Here is a 19,954-nt window from a genome sequence, read left to right on the forward strand (position 1 = left end):
CGATTTATACGCTATTTAATGGGAATACTACCACCATTCAGAAGGGATCCAACGTTTTATCCATCCCCCAAGATGGCCATGAACTCTCCACCAGAGGAGTTAGCATACGTAGCGTCGCTTTACACAGGTACCGGGGTTAACAGGCCTGACTTTCTAGCTGTGGTAGATGTAAATCCGAAATCCGATACTTACTCTAGGATTGTTGGTAAAGTGGAAATGCCAAATCTGAACGACGAACTCCATCACTTTGGCTGGAATGCATGCAGTTCTTCCCTCTGCCCTAATGGCAGAACGGACTTGGAAAGAAGGTTCCTAATCGTGCCTGGCCTGAGATCGTCAAGGATCCACATCATAGATATAAAGGATAACCCCAGACAACCCAAGATAGTGAAAGTAGTAGAGCCGCCGGAAGTTACCAAAGTTACGGGTTACACCAGGCTTCACACCGTGCACTGTGGCCCAGATGGTATATACATTAGCGCTTTTGGAAACGAGAAAGGTGAAGGTCCTGGAGGAATACTTTTACTAGATCATTACACCTTTGAACCATTGGGAAAGTGGGAGATAGATAGAGGGGACCAGTATTTCGCGTATGATTTCTGGTGGAACCTCCCTAACGAGATCATGGTAACCAGCGAATGGGCAGTTCCAAACACCATCGAAGATGGTCTAAGGTTGGAACATCTAGAGAAGGGTTACGGTAACAGGATTCACTTCTGGGATTTACGGAGAAGAAAAAGAATAGGTTCCATAACCCTAGGCGAGGAAAACAGGATGGCATTGGAGTTGAGACCTCTCCACGATCCCACTAAGTTAATGGGGTTCATAAACATGGTAGTAAGCCTTAAGGATCTGAGTAGCTCCATCTGGCTTTGGTATTTCGAAGACGAAAAGTGGAACGCCGAGAAGGTGATTGAAATACCAGCTGAACCTAGCGAGGGATTACCCGAGATAATCAAACAATTTAAAGCAGTACCGCCCCTAGTTACTGACATCGATGTGTCGTTGGACGACAGGTTCTTGTATGTAAGTATGTGGGGTATAGGAGAGGTTAGACAGTACGACGTAAGCGATCCGTTTAGGCCTAGACTAACGGGGAAGGTTGAGCTGGGAGGAATCCTTCATAGGGCTGATCACCCCTCAGGCTTCAGGTTAACAGGAGGGCCGCAGATGCTTGAGGTGAGCAGGGACGGAAGGAGAATATATGTAACGAACTCCTTATATAGTACATGGGATAATCAGTTCTATCCAGAAGGGTTAAAGGGTTGGATGGTAAAGATTAATTCCAACCCGGATGGTGGACTAAATGTAGACAAGGAATTTTTAGTAGATTTCGGAGAAGCAAGAGCCCATCAGGTGAGACTTAAGGGTGGAGATGCTTCCTCTGATTCCTATTGTTATTCTTAGCGTTATCGAGGGGATGGATCCTAGAAGGGGTCTCCTTTTTTCATTCTTCTTTACCTCTTTTGGAAGGAAGGAACTCGGGTTAATACTACCCCTCCTCATCACGTTACTTTATTACATAGTGGGTGTCGTCCCCATAGTCCTAGTACCCCTCGATACGAATGTTATAAGATACGTAATTATCTATCTGCTTATCCTTCATTCTATCGTAAAGGTTATCATGGGAAGGGTTCTACATTATTCTGGTGGCTTTAGACCATCGTTATTAGAAGTGTGTAAATGGGTTATTATTAATTCTGTAACACAGATGAGTTTTATACTGCCCATGGGTATTTATGCGGTGAACGTTATTGGCATAATAGTTTTCTTGGCAATCTCGGTTACGATCAAGGAGTTAATGGCGATTCTATGTCGTAAGAGTTCTAAACTATTGTTAACGGTTACCTCGTATAATTTTGATTACTTGTATATTGCAGGTATAGCGGGCTTGATTATCGGGATAGTACTGAGCATGTCTTGAACTTTCTCAGGAGGAGATCGACACGTAATATTCAAGACAGGCATCGATACAGGCCTAGATTGCGGTAATGGAAAGAAATTCAAGTTACAAAACAGGGCCTAGTTCGGTTTGTTGTGTATTTCACGTTAAAGACTCCTCAAATACACAACAAAATGGGTGGCCAAATATATTAAACCATAGGCAAGCTCCGAGTTAATCGTGCTGAGAAAGTATAGTGAGAAGTTTGTGTGGCCAGCTCAAGTCTTTAGTGAGACTTGGAAGAGTTAAAAACTAAGTTATATGTGGAATTTGATGACGTATAAAACCCTCTCGCTTTTTTACTCTACTCCTCAACACACTATCCATGAATAAGGACGTTGGAAGAAACGCTGAGAGGGAACTTGTGTTAATTTTCAGGGAAGCTGGATTCAATGCGGTGAGAATACCCACATCCAACTCATCGAGCAACCCCTTACCTGACTTGTTCGCGACCAAGGGGGACCTTCTCATAGCAGTGGAGGTGAAGAGTACATGGGAGAAAAAAGTCAAGGTAAGATCTCTTCAGGTGGAAAAATTGCTTAGCTTTTTAACAATGTTTCCAATGAAAGGTATCCCCATCATAGCTGTAAAATTTAAGGGTATTAGGGAATGGAGATATCTGGTGGTGGAGGAGCCAGGTGATATTGTTGTGGATATTTCTAATTCGCGTCCTCTGGACGAATTACTCAAGGTAGCCTTCATCATTGATGGTCCAGTTCATGAGCAGGGAGAAGTGGAACCCTGATCGAACTTGTTCTCAAAAAGTGCTACTTTCAAAAATTTTGATTTGCCTTTACTGCACAAGAGCTCTTTTCTGTATTGTGTAAAGCACGTCGCCCAGGGTAATGACACCCTCCACCTTCCTTCCCCTCATTACCACAACACAATCTAGCTTGTTCTTAACAATCAATGTTAACAGGTCTAGGTAGTCCTCATTACCTGAAACCGTGATTACATTCGCGCTCATTAACTCCTTCACCTGAACGTCATGACCCATGGAAAGGGCTCTCTCTATCTTCTCCCTGGTAACACTTCCAACTATTCCCTTCTCCCCGGTGACAAGGGCAACTCGCTTATCTTCGCTCTTCATGAGTCTCAATACATCAGAGGCCAACGCGACCTCTCTCACCATGATGGGCTTAGTGATCCTCACGTAACTGCTTTCTGAGACCATTATCTAGTTATCGTAATATCCCATTAAAGCTATTTCCCACTCTATTTGCGTAAAAATTAAACGAAGATCAAAATTGTTAAAGGATTTCCCTTTAAATAGATGTATGAAGTTCTCATTATAGAAAAAGACATATAGAACTATAATGATAGTTTTCAGCTTTTTTGACAGTCCAAGACAAATGATATATAATCTACGTCGCAATTTAAGGATTTCTGCGACTGAATGCAGAACTAGGAAGATTTAGTAGTTAAGTGATAGCTTATTAACAATCTTGAATAAACTTTGTACAATGGAGAAGGATTTAGTTAAAGTTGACAGAGACTACGTTATTGCTAGGCTCATCGAAACTCTTAATGATTTAATATTAGCTGTTGAACTTTGGAACAGGGGATTTACAAGAAATTCAGCTGGCAAAGTGTTTAGCTCAGTGAAGGCCCTTCTATCAGCTCTTGTTACAAGATATCAGGAGAGGCTACTGGGTATTATCAACGATGCAGAAGAGGCTGAATGGATCAAGAAGAAGGCACATGTAGTTCCCACACATGCAATGAGAGGGATAGCAATGCTACTGAATAGGATAGGTATAGACGTTGAGAAAGTAGCCAATCTAGCATATTTGCTTCACGAATACCAGTATAACGGATTTGAGCCCGGTTTTTCCTCTTACTCCAGAAAACGGGAAGTATTGAGGGACATAAGTGCTGTAATTTCCTCGATACCATCATTGGTGGAGAAGTACTTCCCTGAGGAGGCTAGGTTACCTGAAGTCATGGAATTACTCGGGAAGTTGAAGGAGGTAAAAATGAAAGAATGAATCCATCGTAGAGTTGGGCTCTCTTGACATGAAGTTTTACCTCAAGGTTGTTAAGGCTCAAGCTTATCTTGGTATCACGTTTTCCACGCAATGAACTTTACATCAATTCTCATGTTCTCTATGGTGGGTCCACCTTGATGCTTCACTAGCTGTTTTGGGATTTGAAGTGAGAAACGTCTCTCCCTAGGATGCGACTCAGGATTATCAGTGAAGCTATTCCTATGATACAACCTGTGTCAAGCCCCAGCATGGAAAGCGTGAAGTTTCCTGAAAGGTAAAGGATGAAACCAATGAAAACCGGTGCTATCATCGTGCCTACCTGAGAAACCGCATTCGCGTAACCTATGGAGGTTGCAGCGCTCCCACTTCCAGCTATCTTCATGATGAGGGAGTCGGTGGGAGGTCTGTAGGAGAACGAGAACATTCCCAGGAAGAATGCCTCCATAATTACAATCAGGTCAGGGGAGTACACAATGGATAGGCTCACGAACATGAACCCCACTAGACTGAGAAGGATGAGGCCCATGTCCCCCATTCTCTTGACGGCCCTCTCCACTGAGATTATTCCAACTAGCTGGCCTAAACCAAAGAGACCAAGGAAAATGGTGGATAGAGCGGTGGGAAAGTGCCTGTATAACACGAGCATGGAGAATATCCAAGTGGTCGTACCCCACGTCGCCCAGAGTTCACCGAGCCTTAGAAGCGTAGCAAGGAATATCTCCTTTCTGAGAATCACCCTGAACGATCTCTTGATCTCACTTGACTCGATCCTCATTCTCAGAGAAAGAGCAAGCCCCGCAAATACCAGGAACATCACCGTCATTCCCAGAAAGAAAAACCTCCAGTAGTTAAGCAAGAGGCCGGTTATCAGGCTCAGGATCAGGATTGTAACCGGGGAAGCACTCTCCAGTAGGCCAACGTAAAAGGTTAGTCTTTCATCCCTGCTATGAAGTACCGATACGATCTTCATTGCAGAGGGAAAGATGGCCGATGCAATAAGTCCCTCCACCAAGTAAATTCCAAGGAGGATAGGGTAATTCACGTAAAAGAAAAGGATCAGATTTAGGATCGCCAGAGGGAGAGAAGAGGCAAACATAGAAGTTACCGGACCCACCTTATCAATTACCAGTCCCCATGGAATTGATGAAGCAACGTAACCCACGTAAAAGAAGGTTGCTACGAGTCCCATCTGCACAGGGTTCAGGTGAAGAAGCTTGGATATGGGGACAACTATTACTCCCCAGCTCAGCCTAACCGTGAGTTGCAGAAAGGTACCAAACCATCCTACCACCGTCCCTTTCATAACTAGTGGGATGATCTAGTGAAATTAAAATGTTGGCCTCGAACCAGGATCCGGCTTATGCAATGAAAACGTTATAAAGATTCGGAAAACCTCGCCCCTCAGGGAGGGGTAGCTCACTTAGTGCGTCCATCCATATCTCTGTCCAATGACGAGACTTCAAGTGTATACTGTAGGTTACCTGTCTAAATCCCAGCTATACGAACACGAAATGCTAACCAGGGTCCATGTTCTCTAGTCCTCAACTTTCCTACGCTCAGTTCTAGTGAGCCCCACACATACGTCGCTTAATGAGTAAACCCTTGATCTCGTATCGCCCAAACATGGCTCTACGCTGAGTAAATCCGCATCTCTCAATATCCTTAAAGCTTCCCTTAGTGTTCTCTCAGGCATGTAGGTCTCTGTCTTCAATTCCTGAAAGGTAGCCTTACCCTTCAGCTCGAGTATCTTATAAACCAATTTTGCAGAGCAAGGAAGATCCTCTATCTTGGGCATATGTCTCGTTTATATTGCAATCTTTTAACTTTTCCTTCTAAACGCAGGTTTCCCCATTTCTAAAATTTCCCCAATTCAATTCAGGATCTGATTTTACGATGTGGCGTAAACTTTTAAACCTCACCACGAATCTAATACCAATGAACCAGTTTCTCGAGCTACTGCTGATGTCAGTGCTGGTAGCTTACTCTATTTTCCTCACGTTTCCCATAGCGTTTAAGGGGTTGTCTCCCCGTGGAGTTCAATTGCTCACGGGAGTCGGACTCGGGATACTAATCTACCTGATCATGGACATCTTCTCGGGAACATATCCGTTGGCAGAGGGAAACGCTCCTCTCTCGCTACTTCTATTGATACCATTTGTGCTCTCTTATCTTGGATTTCACTTCTACTCAAGTTTAAGGCTTGGAAGGTCCACGGAGGAGAGCTACGCCAGAACTCTCTCGTTAGTGATATCTCTGGGAATAGGCCTGCAGAACTTCACTGAGGGATTGGCCATTGGAGGATCGCTAAGGATAGGGTTAAGTTCTCTGGTCATACCCCTGGTAGCAGGACTGACGCTTCAGAACGTTACTGAGGGCTTTCCAATAGTCTCGCCCTTCCTGAGAGGCGGAAAGGTGAATTATTCCTATCTCCTTTTAATGTATCTTCTGGGAGGAACACCCACTTTGATTGGTTCGATCCTATCCTATCTGGTAGCGTCGACGGCAATAGTGATAGTGTTTAATTCCTTAGCTCTGGGTGGAATACTCTTCGTTAGTCTGGAGATGTATAAGGGGATAGTGAGGTATGGAGCCCCTTCTGTCAAGAACGTGGCAGAGCTTGGTATTGCCCTAGGTTTAATTATTTCATTTCTTGTGAATCTTCTATCCTAGAGCGAATTCTTTATCGTCTCTTATTGTCTAGCAAGGTCTGGCAACTATGGACAAGATGATAGGAGACGTATTTACTCCATGAAACATTTATAAGGAATATTCGTGAAGAATTATACGGTGACCTAGTGACGACTCTGACATTTGTAGAGAAATAGGCTTCTCACATATCACGTGCTTTCCTAAAACGTGTTGCAGGATGACGTTCTTCCAACGATCCAGCCAAATTATGTTCGTTATCTCACAGCACAGGGATCAACTCTCCCGTACATGTCAAAGTCCCTATCGGCTGAGATTATTTTTGCGTTCAGAATATGGGAGATGTAAATATGAATAGCGTCATATGGAGTAAGCTCACGAGATAGGGCCTGAATCATATCTTCAGGTTTTACATCAATAATTTTCATGGGTAATGACATCAACGCTGTGAGCTCATCTCTGGCTACCTGTATACTTTTAAAATATTTGAAAATGGCATTTGCAACCTCTACCAGGACTATGGTGTCAATGTATGCCTCAATTTCCCTTCTGTACACCTTCTCAACTATGCTTCGGCAACATCTTCATAGTTCCTGTCTCCTATGCGCGCGTAAAAGAAAACGTTGCTGTCTAGGAAATACCTATCCCTCTGCAAGCTCATCTACCTTTTCTGGCGGGATTTTCACCCCACTATCTTCTCCTATCAGCAATGAGAGGGGGTCCTTGACTCTTTTCACCTTCCTCCTGATCAGAATTTCGTTGTCATTGAGCACTTGGACCTCCACCTCCTCTCCAGGCTTTATGCCTATTCTCTCGCGCACCTCCCGCGGTGTGGTAACCTAAAATTTGTCTGTTACCTTCACCACGGGATAGTAACGTATACGTCATATATAAACAGAACTGATACTAGTTTCTCCTGTGATGGTCATTGGACGATTTAAAAGCCAAGGGGAGTCCAATGAACGCATTAAGCGATGTTGTATTACAAGACTGATTCATCCAGCAACGGTATTATGTTAATTTTAATAAAAACTACTCAGAATTGTTGGGCTACGATGATTATCTTCACATTACGTAATTCTGGAAAATCTTCCTTGATAGATCTTTCCTAGGCTCTGAGTTCAAGATGTCATATTTTGATGGGTATCGGATCGTTAATGCCAAGTCGTTTTCACATGTCTGAACCTGTCACTATGCAAATAATCTGAGGAAGGAGAAAGATTTATCCTTTGGGGATTAAGGGGGCAGAAGACCCTTTCCGTGAAGTTAGGGATGAATAGCCCCTTCCATGAAAAGGGTCTAAATGGTAAAAGATCAGGGTCTATTGTGGCCTGCTAAACCTATCGTGCGGTAATGGCCGTGAGATGGCCACATAGGGATGTAACCGAAGTCAAGCTTGCGGAGACAAATACCATCGTAACCCTCCCACACGGGACGCCACGAATGGGTTCCATTCGACGGAACCTGCGCTGTGGGTGAGAAGGGATCGAGCATGGTCAATGAAACAAGAAGCCCCATCCGTAAGGATGAGGCAGTTCGCAATTATCAACCAATACCCTTTTAATCGCATCTTAGATGTGCCTCATATGGATAGGCGCATAGTTTTACTGGTACCGTACTGGATCCTTCTTTTTGTCATAGGTTTTGGCTGGTTCATAATGGCCCCGTTGGTCCCCGCTGTTATCTCCGTCCTTCACGCGTCACTATCTGGGGCAATACTACTAATCTCTATCTATGGCTACGCCGTCGTTGTGGTTGGGTTGGTTGCGGGTTTCATCTCAGCAAGGTTTTCAGTGAGGTTATCCCTATACATCTCTGCTATTCTCACCACTTTAGGGTTCTTGGGCAGGATTTTTTCCACAACTTATCAAGAGTTACTGGTATTCCAGACAATATCAGCGATAGGTTATCCCATGGCCATTGCTCCAGTGGGAGGGGTGGTGGAGAGCGTGATGCAGGGAAGGTCCCACACTCTCATAGGAATTAGCGTTGGGATTCTCTTTGGAGGTATGTCAGTCGGATCGTTAATTGGTCCTTACTTTTCAGGATTGGGTGAGGCATTCACAACTTCATTTATTCTCTCCATCATTTCCTTAATCCTTGTGTTTGCGTTTGTCAGGAAATACGAGAACGTAAAGGTTCAGAGGTCCTTGAGGGGTAGTTTCAATCCTAGAATGGTAATGAACTGGTATATTGGGCTTGCAGTAGCTTCACTTTCAGTGGGTTTAGGAGGAATAGCCTCTGCCGTACTTGGCGCTCATCACCTGGCCAATTCTGAGGTTGTGGGTGGAGAGGCCAGCAGTTTAACTTTCATAGGGTCTGCTGTTGGGGCCATAGTTCTTCCGACGCTTTTCGAGAACCTGCACGCGGTAAGGATTGGGTTAATAGTGAACGGGTTCATTACAACGCTTTCAGCGGTGTTGATAGCCTACACGTTGATCAACACCTTCAGTGTGACGCTTCTCCTCGCATCTTACCTGTTATAAAGGTTCGGAAAACCTCGCCCTTCACGGTACTCCCCAAAATCACCCCCTTAAAAATAAATCAAAATAAATAAAAAGCGGTTCTATACTTTTAATCAATCGTGATAAGAACTTATTTTGTATTTCATCTATAAAAATCAAATGAAGGAGAAGCTTGAAGTCAGTCCTCTTAACTTCCCCCTTGAGGAACAAGAACAGCGAGTAAAGGAACGTGGCCAAAACGAAGACGAGAAGGCGGAAGACCCAGCTCCTGGAACAGGTGAAGGGGAGGAAGCCCTTCACCTCCCTGTAGGAAGTCTCGATGGGGTTCCTGATCCTGTCGTAAAGCCTCAAGACCTTGTCCTTGGGCAGGTCGAGGTTGGTCGCCCTGGCGAAGTACTCGACGTGGGACCTCCTTCTAGTCACTTCACGACCGTGGACGATCAACCTGAAGCTGACTTGATCAGTCCTCTTGCTCGCGGTGGTGTAAGGGCCGTCATACTCCTCGTAAACCTTGACGTCGCCCACCGGGACGCCCACAATGTACCTAAACTGGGAGAGGAACTTTATGACCTCTACTGTGTAGAAGCCTGCGTCCAGCGCTATTATCCCAATCTTAAATCCCAGGGAGAGGACCTGCTCCACGAGGATTTTCACCACTTCGTCCTTGCTCATCCCGTTGTAGCGCGTGAAGGCTAGGATTACGGTTTTGCCGTTGTAATCCGTAGTAGCTGTGGCGTAGTTCCACTGGTATCCCTTATCCCCGCTTCCCAGCCCCTCCACCCTCTCTCCCCAGTACTTCACCCCCGTCCAGTCTACGCTCACGTCCACCTCCTCCACCCCCTTCAACACCTCCCTCGCCACTTCCTGTACCTCCTGGAGCAGGCGGTCCGCTACTTCTATCCCCTGTTCCTCCACGTAGTTCCTCACGGTCTGTGGGGATATATCGTAGCTTCTCGACCTGTTCTCCACCGAGTCTCTCCACAGGCAGGCCGAGACCAACGTCTTCGCTACCTCTTCCTTCCTTGAAGTTTAGCGAGGAAAGGGTTATATATCCTAGCTTCTGGATGTTTACGTTGTGGGAGAGTAGGGTGATCATGGGTAATATCACCATCCTAGTATTACCCACTCTCCCACAAATTTCTTTCTCCAGCAGAGTTCAGTTTGTTTCATGAGTTTTAATTCACATCCTCTCCTCCAGTCTAAAATAAAGCTCTAGTGATTTTTTCATAAACTGAATTTGGGGAGTACCGTTCAGGGCGGGGATGAACGAACACATCAGAACAAAACAAATATTAAAGAAATATCACTATCCTTTTCGTAATGTATACCTTAAGGTTCAGGGCGTACGCCTCCCCTGACGTGTTGAGGGAGTTAAAATCCCAGTTGAGGTTGCTGTGCGAGGCGTACAACACCTTAAGGTATACAGACATCGTGTTCCACGAAAGGGATGGGAAGTGGTTGAACAGGACCGAGCTGAGGCAACTCGCCCTTGACCTAAGAAGGCAGGATCGCGAGTATAAACGCGTGTTCTCCCAGGTCTTCCAGAACGTAGCGGACAGGTACTGCGAGGCCAGGGATCGCTTTCTCCAGAAGCTGGCCAGGTTCCCCAAGGAGAAGAAACCTGAAAGGTACAGGTCCCTGGTGTATCCACAGAAGGGATGGAAGATCCTCTCGACCAGGCCGGCCAGGTCAGGGAAGAAGAGCTGGATTTACCTTTCCCTCTCGGGTCTTGGCGTGTTCAAGGTCCTGGCCCATCGACCACTTCCAGACAAGATCAGCAGGGTCGCGGTGAAGGTGACGCCAACAAACAGGTTATTCGTGTCCTTTCTGGTGGAGGGAGACCTTCACGTTCAAAGTGAAAGGACAGGCAAGGTCGCTGCACTCGACCTTGGCATCTCCCACCTCCTGGTCACGTCAGACGGCCACTACGTGGATAACCCCCGCTTTCTCGAGAGGGTACTATCCAGGTACAGGTCACTTTCAAGATCACTCTCCAGAAAGAGGAAGGGTTCAAGTAACTGGGAGAAGGCCAGGCTTAGTCTAGTGAAACTCCTGGAACGGGTGATCAACGCTAAGACCGACTTCTACTACAAGCTGGCCAACGTCCTGGCCAGGCGTTACGACGTCCTGGTAATGGAGGACCTCAACGTGGTGAAGATGACCAGAGACGGGTCAAGAACCCTGAACAGGCATCTCCGCGACGTTTCCTTTTCTAGGCTCTCCTTCATCCTTAAATGGGTCTTCCAGAAGCACGGTAAAGAGGTCCGCGAAGTCAACCCCGCATACTCCTCTCAGATCTGCTCCAGGTGCGGTAGAAGACATAACCTCTCCCTCTCTGACCGCGTCATCACCTGCCAGTGTGGCCTAGTTCTTGACCGCGACCTCAACGCCTCCCTCAACCTCCTCAGGAGGGCAGGGTGGGAGCCACCCGTTGAGCCTGTGGAGATGAGGCCTCTATGGCAAGCCTCGTCCATGAAGCAGGAAGCTCCGCCCTTCAGGGCGGGGTAGCTCACTCTCGTAATTGTTCTCCTCAATCCATGTTCTCAGGTCACTGTAGCCAAGCCTTCTCAAGGCCTCCTCTATCTCCTTAACGTGATCCTTCACGCTCACCAGTTCGTCCCTCATGAACGTGGACTCCCACATGTTCACCAGGTCCTCCAGTTTCCTGAGGGGTTCTGGATCATCATCTACCCTTAGGTCCACATATCTTCCCACCGCCATGGGTCCAGTCTCCTCATCGCTGGCCTTTACCACAAGGATCGCAGCGCTCTGCTTTCCTCTCCTATCTCCACCCCTCGCCTCCCCGGCCTTCAATGCGTCAAGCAGTCTCCTGTGTATGGGACCCCTCGACTCGGCGACCCTCGCCATAGCCTGCAGAACATCCTCTCCCGCAAGGATGTTCCCCTGGACTGTGAAGTAAGTTCCGACTATGTGTCCGGCGTACTCGTGACATTGTGCCCCGGTAAAGGCGAAGGATCCTCCCCTGGAGTCCACAACCCCCAGCTGTCTGACCTCCCTCCTGGGATCGGATTCGGTGAGTCTCCTCACCACTTCCTTCGCGTCATATTTCTCCAGGAGGGATAGTCCCTCCGGTCCATACCTCGTGTTGGCAAAGGCCTGAGTCGCTATGGCACCTACACCCGGTTTAGCCCAGGGAACCACTGACCCTACAGCGAGATACTTACTCGCAACTCCAACTCCCCAGGCTTCAAGATTTGGATCGTAGAGGACTATGGAAAATGTCATGTGATTTATCTGATTCTCAAGTTAAAAAGAGAGTTCTTTTAATCAGGAAGGTTAAACATGATCCATGAAAACTCTCTGCGTACTGGGCGCTGGAACCATCGGTTCCTTTCTGGTAAAGGCAGGTCTTTCCCAGGGTTATCGGGTAATAGCTACAGGTCGTTCGGAGAGAACTCTACTCAGGGTGAAGAGTCTAGGGGTGGAGGCAACGAATGACAATGCCTATGCAGTGAGGGACAGCGAGATAGTGTTGATAAGTGTGAAGCCTCAGCACTTTCCGGAGCTGGCGACTTCAATTCCAAGGGGGTTGTGGAAGGGTAAACTCGTGATATCAGTTATGGCGGGCGTGAGGCTGGATACCTTACGAAAGGTTATGGTAGATGCTCAGGTCTTCAGGGCAATGCCAAACGTGAACGCAGTGGTGAACATGTCTACCACCGCAATTACAGGAGAGGGGCCAGGGAGGGAACTGGTGGATTCCCTCTTCAGGTCCATTGGCGTCACGTACTGGGTGAACGAGGACATGATGGATGTATGGACTGCACTTGTAGGAAGCGGGCCTGCCTTCATCTCAGAGATTGTGGATGGTCTGGTTCTAGGTGCAGTCTCCTCTGGGATGCCCAGGGACCTGGCTTATTCCGCGGTTCTGGACGTGTTGAAGGGAACAGCCGAGAACCTCAAGAATCATAAGGGACATCCTGTGGAGGTTAGGGATAACGTCACGACCCCGGCTGGAACCACCATCAGGGGTTTAAAGGCCATGGAGGAGAGAGGGGTAAAGGCTGCACTTATAGAGACTGTGGAGAGTTCCAGCAGAAGGGCATCTGAACTGGGAAAGCTCATAGACGAGAGAATTAGAAGGGAACTGCTTGGGGATAGTTAATACTCCGACAGCTTCTGCTTCACATGTCTGAACTCGTGGTCCGAGAGCAGGATCTCCCTTATCTCCTTTCTCCCAGCTTCCTTCATCTTGGAAATATCCAGGCTCAAGCTTGGAAGCCTCCCCTGGCATATCTCTTGAGCTATCCTGTCCCTTTCGTTACCCATGACCTTGACAACTTCCTTGAGTGAGTCGTTATATATTCCTAGACTTTCCCCAAGGAATCTTGCCCTTCTCAGCAATTTCCTCACTCCATGAAAATCGTTCACGAAGGGAAGGTCGTTGTAAAGCCTAACCAGGTTCTCCATTACCAGAAATCTGGATCCGTAAAGTCTGGGCAATCTCCTGAGTCCCTGCAATCTCACGTTTGCCCTTCTCAGCATCTCATCCCTGTCCACTCTGGGACATCCATGAACATCGTAATCCCTCACCCTGCCCAGTAACTTCAGGATCTGCCTGGAGTTGTCCAGCAGGTCAAAGTCCAGGTGAAGCGGGTATAGGGCCTCCACAACTACTGTGTACTTTCTCAGTTCTACCCTGGCATCGTGAACCTGTTTTGGTGAACTCCCCACTATTCTTCTGAACTCACCCAGCCTCTCATTGGCGTAATCCTCAGGCCTTCTCAATTCGCTCCCCAACAAGGTTAGCAATTTCAGCCTTCACCACCTCGAAGCTTCTAGACGTGTCCACTATTACACCATCCTGCATCACTTTCCTGAGGTTATCTTGGAAGGTGTTGAGGTAGGTCTCGTAGGACGAGAAGAGTTCCCCATTTATGCAGATGTCTATCCCTGAGCTCAGGGGATCCAGGACCCCCTTCTTTCTGAGAATTCTCCTCATTATCTCTCTGGGAGTGGACACAAGCCCCAGCGACAGGTTAGCCACGGGCAGTGCACTTAACACGTAATTCATCCAGTCCTCCTCAAGTCCCCTCGTGAGTCCCCATGCCTTCAGTGTTGAGGTGTATCCATCGGCAATTGCCAGGAACCCAGCCTTAACCATGGGCTTCACCTCATTCTCGATCTGGTCAGCCAGGTCAGTGACGTAGGCCAGGAACAGGGTCCTCCTCTGGAACACTATATCCCTCTTCTTCTTGGAGATCGGCTCTCCCATCAACCTGGACATCCCAAGCCCAAAGGTCACCACTCCATACCCCTGTTCCTCGAGGTATGCCTTCAGGGAGCTCACGTGATAGGTCCTCCCCGAGCCCTCAGATCCCTCAAGCGCTATGATCTTTCCTTCCATAGCAGTTCACCCACCTTTCTCCTGATGTCCATCTGGATCTCCCTTGGGGACCTGTTCCCCTCAAGAACCACGAACCCCTCCTCCTCCGCCAACTTGTCGTATATCTCAAGGATCATTCCCTGATACTTGAGGAACCCCTCCTCTGGGTCCAGATCAGGGAAGACGTCGGCCCCAGCCTCCTGAGGCTTTATCCCCCTCTTGCTCTCCTTGAGGCGGGATAGGGCGACCTCAGGAGTCACCCTGATGAAGAAGGTTACGTCGGGTTTGGGTGCGTAGGAGTAGAGTTTCTTCACCCACTCCAGGCTCACTCCCCTCACTGAATCCCTAGCGTAAGCCGTGTAGTAATACCTGTCCGAGACCACCACGAAACCTGTGCGATACATGGGTAAAATCAACCTCTCGTACCTGTCAGCAAAGTCCGTTGCATGTATCAGGCTAAAGGTCAGGGGAGTGAGCAGGTTCTTCTTCTTTGCCTCCTTTATCACCTCGTGGATCCAGTCACTGGAGTTCCACTCCGTGAGATATGCGTCAACCCTGGAGTCAAGCCAGTCCTTGAGAAGTTTAGCCTGGCTGGACTTCCCGGACCCATCTATTCCCTCAAATGCTATGATTGACCCCTTCATCAGAAAACACCCAGAGGATACCTCTTGTTCACCGTCTTTACCACCTTTGATATCTCCGACACCTTTTCTACCTTTCCCTCAATGCCAAGCTTGGTGAAATCCTTTTTCCTCAACTTCTTGGTAACTCCCCTGCAGATGAGGGCGACGTAAGCCAGATCCCTCTTCATGAACCCAGGGAAAAGCGATTCCAGCAGGTACTGATAACAGGCGGAGAAAGGATCCTCCCATCCCGACTCCATGAATACGTGGGCTAGGAATGAGGCAACTCCTGCCAGTTCACTGCCTGTCAATTTCTCCGCCTCTAGGGAAAGGTCAAAGGGTGGCCTGATTCCCATGAAATTTGAAAATGCTTCAAGCCAGTTATCCCTCAGTCTGGAAAGGGACAATTCCTCTCCCTTCATTACCCTGCCCTCTCTCATCCCGAACTCAGAGATGGTAAGGGTTGGTGCATCAAAGAGGTTAAGCAATTCCTCCATGACCAGGATTGCCGATTTCACCGTTACTGCCCTCTCCTGACCAATGCCCGGAAGCTCTCCGATCTCCTTTTCGTTCATGGACCAGAAGGTCTTGTTGAGTGACCTTATCTGGGATGAGGGAATCTGAAATCCATGTACGTGCCTGAACTTCACTCCACCCATCTTCATGAGGAACCTACCAATTGACCTGACGTTTCCTCCAGAGCCCACAACCGTGGGAGGCAACCAGCTGGGTAAGGTGTAAAGGTAGTTCCGCACCTCCTTTCTTATGCTCTCCTCGTTCTTGAAAACCTTGGTTAGTCTCAGTGCACCCAGGGGAAAGTGGTAAACCTTTCCCATTTCCCTTCCCTTCACGTAGACCAGCTCAAGGGAACCACCTCCCAGTTCAAAAACTACCCCGTCCGTGAACGGGAGGGAATTTATGGACCCAAGGGCAGCAAGTCTTCCCTCCTCCTCACCAGGGATGATCTGTATCTCGTGACCCAGCGACTTGGAAAGTCTCTTCGCCACTTCCTCCCCATTCTTGGCCAGCCTGAAGGCGCTAGTTCCCAGAGGGTAGACCCTCTCCACTCCTCTCCTTTCCAGGACTGACCTGAACTTGGACAGAACGTTCTCGGCCTCAACAATTCTTTCCTCCTTGATCTCTCCTCCCTCATCGACACCGTCCCCCAGTCTGGTGAAGTCCTTCATACTGCCTACTGTCCTAAAGGAGTTGGGAGAAAGTCTCTGGAAAACGGAAAGCCTAATGGAGTTGTAGCCCAGGTCTATGACTCCAACTTCCTCCATTTAGATCAGCTTCATGACCTTTTGGGTTAGAAGCAACTCCAGTTTGGACCTGTTCTCAGTTGCGTCCATCTCCACCACCGCTACTCCTCCTCTCTTGATCTCCACTTCGGCAGAGGTAAGGGCTTTCACCAGCTTAGATAGGTGAGGTTCGTGGCCCACTATAAGGACTATGCCCTGCATTCCCTTGAGCTTCTCTGCCAGCGTTGACGGATCCTTATCTGGAAGGAGATCCTCTACAGTTTCGGCCTTCATGTCCAGCCCCATCTTGTCCAGGATAACCTCAGCCGACTGAACTGCCCTCAGCAAGGGACTTACCATTATCTGAGTTGGTTCATATCCCATCTCCTCTAGAAAGTTTGCCACCCTCCTCATCTGCTTAACTCCCTTCTTTACAAGTTTCCTATCTTGATCTGATATACCCTCAGTTTGGGGTTCGCTTTCACCATGTCTTACAATTAGTATGGTTGTCATGTGAAGATTGGGACAAGCCTGTATAAAAGCGTTTTTCGCAGGTGTATGGATAAGTATTCCCTAACACATTAATTAATCCGATGAGGAAATCCTCGTTTCATGCTGTATGACGTAGCCTTCATGATTCATATGCTGGGGCTTGTGGGATGGGGAGGGCTCACCACTGGAGCCTACTACCTCCTTGAATTCTCGGAAGGAAAAGATAGGAGGCTCTTGCTGGGTTACCGGAAACTGGTTTACTTGGAGTGGATCTCCTTGATTGCCATGGCAATTTCTGGCGCATATATGTGGTTGAGGTTGGGTATGCCGTCGTGGGTTTACCCTGCCTTTGCCCTGTCTCCCGTTCTCGCTATTGGCGAGTATTATCACTGGAAGCTCACCTATCTTAATGACGTGAATCTTTTCCTGAAAAGGATGAGGTCATTGTCGTTATTCTACACGCTTGTGACCCTTTTCTTGATTTATGACATGGTCTTCAAACCGGTTCTCCCCTGAGCTGGGCCCGGCGAAAGCGTTATTACGGTAAACATGTATGTATATATTGATGTCTACAAAAGTCATAAGTGTTAGGATAAGGAAGGAGATCGTTGAGGAACTAGAGAAGCATGGTATCAACGTGAACGATGAGGTAAGGAAAGCCATTGAGGAACTTTACAAGGGGATGAAGAAAAGGGAATACCTAGAACTCTGGAGGGAGACTCTTCAACGCGTTGAACCCAGTGAAGAGGGTTTCTCGGTTAGGAGCGTGAGGCAGGATCGCGATAGTCATTGACTCGTCTGTTCTAGTGAAGTACTTCTCAAAGGAAAAGGGATGGGAGGTTGTAGAAAGGGTATTTCTTCAAGGGGACCTGATGACCCTTGATCTGGCACTCAAGGAGGTGGCCAACGCTCTCTGGAAGAAAGTTCTAAGAGAGGAGATGACACTAGAGGACTCCCTTAAGCTGATCAATACGTTAAAGGAAGGGGTGATAGTGGAGATAGTGCCAGGAAACGCTTACCTAGAGGAAGGTTTCAGAATTGCTGTAAGGCAGAAGTCCTCAATTTACGATTCGCTATTCATTGCCCTGGCAAAGTCAGTCGGAGGTAAGTTAATCACCTCGGATCTCATGCAGAGAAACGCCGGAATTAATGAGGGAATAGAGGTAGAGGTGATATGAAAGCATGATGGAGGGTTCTTAGGCTGATAGGCGCCCAGAGGCGACGTGTGGCCAGGACGTGAAAACCTAGTTCAGTTTCAAGATCCTTCTCGCATTATCGCCCATTATTCTCTCGCTACCCAGTTCCTGATAGACCTGCCAGGCATACTCTGCCAGATCCTGTCCCCTGTATGCGGGAAAGTCGCTTCCGTACAGTACCTTTTCCTCGATCTCCATAAGTCTGGGCAACACCCTCGTCAGATTTCTGGGCGGGATTGATGAGATCTCCAGGAAAACGTTGGAATAATTTCTGGCAAGGTAGAACGCTTCATCATACCACAGGGGCCTCCCGGCGTGGGCCAGAATCAACGTGACGTCGAAGTCCTTCACAACGTCATCCACCAGGAGTGGATCGCCGTACTTATTCCTGCTCTTTACACCAATACTAGTCCCCGTGTGTACGAGGATGGGGAGCTTCTTCTCCTCCGCGAAGGAGTATATGAACTCCAGTTTCCTATCCCCTCCCTCCTCAGGTCTGTACCCGTTTGGCGAAAACCCGTGATGCACAGGATGAAGCTTAATCCCGACTATACCCAGGGAGTACTGTCTCTCCAGCTCTCGTTCCACGTTGCATGTAACAGGATTCACTTCTCCCCATTGGAGAAACAGGGGGTTCTCCCTTCTAATTTCGTAGTCTAGGTCGAATCCGTCGGAACACTCTTCGCTCCAGCAAGGGTGAGAGGGAACCAGAAGCACTTTCTCCACGACTATATCCCTGAAACTAAGTGTAAACCTTGTGTCTTCCACGTTCTGGAGGAAGGATTTGCAATGATCCGGTAGTTTTCTGAGAAAAATGTGGTAATGCACGTGTACGTCCACTACGCGCATGTTCACAGATAGATCCTGAGTTTAATAAACTAAGGGCTTTGACATCTCACCCTTTCTAGTTTCACGAAATCTTAGCAGTGACTTTAACTCCCCGGTTAAATCCTACTCCCTGAGTATAACCCTCTCGCTAAGCGAAGGATTGTAAACCAGAATCTCAGCCAACTTTCTAATCCCAGGCATTATTGGCATACTAGTCATTTCATCGGAATACTGAAACACCTCCTCGAAGAATGGAATGAGGATCCCTAGGTTAAAATTGGTCCTCTTAAGAGCCTTATCCAGAAGAGACTCGGCGTATGACTCTCGTCCCGGGGCAATCAAGTTTATACAAAATCCTATAGCCTTGCCCACAGTTGTCTTTTTCTCGGCATTCTCTATGTACGACAGGGTTTCATTTACGGCCAGCTCCGAATTACTTGAGATGTAGATTCTTCTCACAGGCATCCCGGGATAATTCTTCTGATATTCCGTTAATTCCAACCTTACCATGTCATGATCGAAGGTGATAAGACTGGCATTATCAACTATTACATAATCGTGAGGGTAGGACTTCAGCACAATGGAGTAAAGCTCAGAGAATCTGGCCTTAAGGTCAGGTTCATTCATCAACCTCTTTACGTCGCTATCGTATCTGGGCCCATCTCCCATGATTTTGATCACCGTGATTGATCCCTTCTTGTATTTGAAATGCTCCGAGAACTTGGACTCAACCCCATCAACCACACTGCTCAACAGTCCAGGTTCCTCAATTCCCGCCAGTCTTGAGGAATAGCCTACATTGTCCCTATCAAGGAGAAGGACCCTGAAGCCTCTTTCAGCCAACGTCAAGGAAAGGTTAATGGAAATAGTGGATTTACCTACTCCCCCCTTGGCGCTCCGAATTGACAGTCTCAATTTCCGACAGTATTACTATTAGAAAGATTACATATAAAGTTATCATTAACTAGAAATTTGCATTCAAACTGTCTTCATGTAAGTTCCTGTGTAAAGTTAGTATAAAATTTAAATGAGTTCGTAATTTCAATCTAGTTTTTTCCAACGTTTACTAAAGGGAAGTGCCTCGACATGATTTTTGATAATGGATAGTGGGTGGGACTGTAACCTGGTTGAAGCGTCTCTCGGGACTACGATAAAATATGGTTAACAGTACGTAATTCGAACCTAA

23 protein-coding genes and 2 pseudogenes are annotated in these 19,954 nt (G+C 47.4%); 11 read left to right on the forward strand and 14 right to left on the reverse strand.

Features of this window, described 5'->3' with window-relative positions:
- Positions 1-18 precede the first annotated feature (18 nt).
- The 3 genes from QVC96_RS08645 to hjc all read left to right on the forward strand — a co-directional run bounded on the left by QVC96_RS08645 (position 19) and on the right by hjc (position 2,687).
- A complete protein-coding gene (locus QVC96_RS08645; protein WP_238026566.1) occupies positions 19-1,407 on the forward strand; it encodes a selenium-binding family protein in 1,389 nt (462 codons plus the stop codon).
- Positions 1,370-1,924: a hypothetical protein gene (locus tag QVC96_RS08650; protein ID WP_287688933.1), complete on the forward strand. Its 555-nt coding sequence runs from the start codon at positions 1,370-1,372 to the stop codon at positions 1,922-1,924. Before QVC96_RS08645 ends, QVC96_RS08650 begins: the two co-directional genes overlap by 38 nt.
- Positions 1,925-2,267: 343 nt before the next feature.
- On the forward strand, positions 2,268-2,687 hold the full coding sequence (gene hjc / locus QVC96_RS08655) for a Holliday junction resolvase Hjc (protein WP_287688934.1): 420 nt from the start codon (positions 2,268-2,270) through the stop codon (positions 2,685-2,687).
- A gap of 48 nt (positions 2,688-2,735) precedes the next feature.
- On the opposite strand, the gene QVC96_RS08660 is transcribed toward hjc, so the two are convergent.
- A complete protein-coding gene (locus QVC96_RS08660) occupies positions 2,736-3,116 on the reverse strand; it encodes a CBS domain-containing protein (protein WP_287688935.1) in 381 nt (126 codons plus the stop codon).
- Between the two features lie 289 nt (positions 3,117-3,405).
- On the opposite strand from QVC96_RS08660, the gene QVC96_RS08665 reads away from it, so the two are divergent.
- Entirely contained in the window at positions 3,406-3,930 is a 525-nt protein-coding gene (locus QVC96_RS08665) for a PaREP1 family protein (RefSeq protein ID WP_287688936.1), read from the forward strand.
- Positions 3,931-4,075: 145 nt separating this feature from the next.
- On the opposite strand, the gene QVC96_RS08670 is transcribed toward QVC96_RS08665, so the two are convergent.
- On the reverse strand, positions 4,076-5,233 hold the full coding sequence (locus QVC96_RS08670; protein WP_287688937.1) for an MFS transporter: 1,158 nt from the start codon (positions 5,231-5,233) through the stop codon (positions 4,076-4,078).
- Positions 5,234-5,464: 231 nt separating this feature from the next.
- Positions 5,465-5,725: a hypothetical protein gene (locus QVC96_RS08675; RefSeq protein ID WP_287688938.1), complete on the reverse strand. Its 261-nt coding sequence runs from the start codon at positions 5,723-5,725 to the stop codon at positions 5,465-5,467.
- A gap of 140 nt (positions 5,726-5,865) precedes the next feature.
- On the opposite strand from QVC96_RS08675, the gene QVC96_RS08680 reads away from it, so the two are divergent.
- The gene (locus QVC96_RS08680; protein WP_287688939.1) at positions 5,866-6,600 is read left to right on the forward strand and encodes a hypothetical protein; all 735 of its coding nucleotides are present in this window, start codon (positions 5,866-5,868) and stop codon (positions 6,598-6,600) included.
- A 233-nt stretch (positions 6,601-6,833) separates the two neighbouring features.
- Here QVC96_RS08680 and QVC96_RS08685 read toward each other — a convergent pair whose 3' ends face one another.
- Positions 6,834-7,133 (reverse strand): PIN domain-containing protein, encoded by a 300-nt coding sequence (locus QVC96_RS08685; protein ID WP_287688940.1) that lies wholly within the window; start codon positions 7,131-7,133, stop codon positions 6,834-6,836.
- A gap of 84 nt (positions 7,134-7,217) precedes the next feature.
- Positions 7,218-7,400, reverse strand: a pseudogene (locus QVC96_RS08690) (AbrB/MazE/SpoVT family DNA-binding domain-containing protein); the annotation flags it as partial.
- A 762-nt stretch (positions 7,401-8,162) separates the two neighbouring features.
- Between QVC96_RS08690 and QVC96_RS08695 the strand changes: the two are divergent.
- A complete protein-coding gene (locus QVC96_RS08695; RefSeq protein ID WP_287688941.1) occupies positions 8,163-9,062 on the forward strand; it encodes an MFS transporter in 900 nt (299 codons plus the stop codon).
- A gap of 39 nt (positions 9,063-9,101) precedes the next feature.
- On the opposite strand, the pseudogene QVC96_RS08700 reads toward QVC96_RS08695, so the two are convergent.
- A pseudogene (locus QVC96_RS08700) lies at positions 9,102-10,137 on the reverse strand (ISH3 family transposase).
- A gap of 224 nt (positions 10,138-10,361) precedes the next feature.
- On the opposite strand from QVC96_RS08700, the gene QVC96_RS08705 reads away from it, so the two are divergent.
- A complete protein-coding gene (locus tag QVC96_RS08705) occupies positions 10,362-11,549 on the forward strand; it encodes an RNA-guided endonuclease InsQ/TnpB family protein (RefSeq protein WP_287688942.1) in 1,188 nt (395 codons plus the stop codon).
- Here the strand turns inward: QVC96_RS08705 and QVC96_RS08710 are convergent.
- Positions 11,496-12,287: a DUF1028 domain-containing protein gene (locus tag QVC96_RS08710; RefSeq protein WP_287688943.1), complete on the reverse strand. Its 792-nt coding sequence runs from the start codon at positions 12,285-12,287 to the stop codon at positions 11,496-11,498. The genes QVC96_RS08705 and QVC96_RS08710 overlap by 54 nt on opposite strands.
- A 64-nt stretch (positions 12,288-12,351) precedes the next feature.
- Here QVC96_RS08710 and proC point away from each other — a divergent pair, with 64 nt between their 5' ends.
- Positions 12,352-13,167 carry a pyrroline-5-carboxylate reductase gene (proC, locus tag QVC96_RS08715; RefSeq protein WP_287688944.1) on the forward strand — a complete coding sequence of 272 codons (816 nt, stop codon included), beginning with the start codon at positions 12,352-12,354 and terminating at the stop codon, positions 13,165-13,167.
- Here proC and QVC96_RS08720 read toward each other — a convergent pair.
- The 5 genes from QVC96_RS08720 to sixA are packed head-to-tail and all read right to left on the reverse strand — an operon-like array spanning position 13,164 to position 16,765.
- Entirely contained in the window at positions 13,164-13,790 is a 627-nt protein-coding gene (locus QVC96_RS08720) for a hypothetical protein (protein ID WP_287688945.1), read from the reverse strand. The genes proC and QVC96_RS08720 overlap by 4 nt on opposite strands.
- Positions 13,777-14,409: a dTMP kinase gene (locus QVC96_RS08725; RefSeq protein ID WP_287688946.1), complete on the reverse strand. Its 633-nt coding sequence runs from the start codon at positions 14,407-14,409 to the stop codon at positions 13,777-13,779. Before QVC96_RS08725 ends, QVC96_RS08720 begins: the two co-directional genes overlap by 14 nt.
- Positions 14,391-15,032 (reverse strand): dTMP kinase, encoded by a 642-nt coding sequence (gene tmk / locus QVC96_RS08730; RefSeq protein WP_238026586.1) that lies wholly within the window; start codon positions 15,030-15,032, stop codon positions 14,391-14,393. The genes QVC96_RS08725 and tmk overlap by 19 nt, the downstream gene beginning before the upstream one ends.
- Positions 15,032-16,294, reverse strand: coding sequence for a Ppx/GppA phosphatase family protein (locus QVC96_RS08735; protein ID WP_238026587.1), 1,263 nt, complete (start codon positions 16,292-16,294; stop codon positions 15,032-15,034). Before QVC96_RS08735 ends, tmk begins: the two co-directional genes overlap by 1 nt.
- Positions 16,295-16,765, reverse strand: a complete 471-nt coding sequence (sixA, locus tag QVC96_RS08740) for a phosphohistidine phosphatase SixA (protein WP_287688947.1) — start codon at positions 16,763-16,765, stop codon at positions 16,295-16,297.
- A gap of 99 nt (positions 16,766-16,864) precedes the next feature.
- Between sixA and QVC96_RS08745 the strand changes: the two genes are divergently transcribed.
- Genes QVC96_RS08745 through QVC96_RS08755 form a run of 3 tightly spaced genes read left to right on the forward strand, consistent with a single transcriptional unit; the run spans position 16,865 to position 17,922 of the window.
- Entirely contained in the window at positions 16,865-17,260 is a 396-nt protein-coding gene (locus QVC96_RS08745) for a hypothetical protein (RefSeq protein ID WP_287688948.1), read from the forward strand.
- 49 nt (positions 17,261-17,309) lie between these two features.
- On the forward strand, positions 17,310-17,537 hold the full coding sequence (locus QVC96_RS08750; RefSeq protein WP_238026590.1) for a VapB-type antitoxin: 228 nt from the start codon (positions 17,310-17,312) through the stop codon (positions 17,535-17,537).
- Between the two features lie 13 nt (positions 17,538-17,550).
- Positions 17,551-17,922, forward strand: a complete 372-nt coding sequence (locus QVC96_RS08755; RefSeq protein ID WP_238026591.1) for a type II toxin-antitoxin system VapC family toxin — start codon at positions 17,551-17,553, stop codon at positions 17,920-17,922.
- Between the two features lie 66 nt (positions 17,923-17,988).
- Here the strand turns inward: QVC96_RS08755 and QVC96_RS08760 are convergent, their stop codons facing one another.
- Positions 17,989-18,789: an amidohydrolase family protein gene (locus QVC96_RS08760; protein ID WP_238026592.1), complete on the reverse strand. Its 801-nt coding sequence runs from the start codon at positions 18,787-18,789 to the stop codon at positions 17,989-17,991.
- Between the two features lie 102 nt (positions 18,790-18,891).
- On the reverse strand, positions 18,892-19,683 hold the full coding sequence (locus QVC96_RS08765) for a tyrosine-protein kinase family protein (protein WP_287688949.1): 792 nt from the start codon (positions 19,681-19,683) through the stop codon (positions 18,892-18,894).
- Positions 19,684-19,954: the final 271 nt, after the last annotated feature.

Origin of the sequence: Metallosphaera javensis (ex Sakai et al. 2022) (genome assembly GCA_021654415.1) — an archaeon.
Taxonomy (GTDB): Archaea; Thermoproteota; Thermoprotei_A; order Sulfolobales; family Sulfolobaceae; genus Metallosphaera; species Metallosphaera javensis.